The following is a 380-nucleotide window of genomic DNA, read 5'->3' as shown; positions in this document are numbered from 1 at the left end:
GGGCTGTTTGCTAAAATGTATGAGGACTGGTCTGCCGGACGCATAACCGAGTATAACTTCAATATGCTGTCCGAGAAGTACCAGAACGAGCAAAAGGAGCTTGAAACAAAAATAAGACAGCTTCACGAAACGATGGAAGCCGCCGTACAGACCGCAGCGGATGCTGAAAAGTGGATTGCCCTAATGAAACAGTATGTCAACCCTGTGGAGCTGACCGCCGAACTTCTGAACACTCTAATTGAAAAAATAACCGTCCACGAAGCTGTCAAGGGCGAGGACGGAAGCCGTGAACAGGAAGTAGAAATCTACTACCGCTTCATCGGCAAAATCGACTGACCTTTCTTTTTTACCCAACAATATCTTTAATTAAGGGAAACGGG

General features: G+C 46.3%; 1 protein-coding gene. It reads left to right on the top strand.

The annotated features are described in order from the left end of the window. A partial coding sequence (locus G5B11_RS18860; protein ID WP_173729347.1) for a DUF4368 domain-containing protein occupies positions 1-336 on the top strand: 336 nt, incomplete at its 5' end. Positions 337-380 lie beyond the last annotated feature (44 nt).

The organism is Blautia glucerasea (assembly GCF_013304385.1).
GTDB classification, from domain to species: Bacteria; Bacillota; Clostridia; order Lachnospirales; family Lachnospiraceae; genus Blautia_A; species Blautia_A ammoniilytica.
The sequence above is the reverse complement of the archived record's forward strand: the minus strand, read 5'-3'. Positions and strand labels throughout refer to the sequence as shown.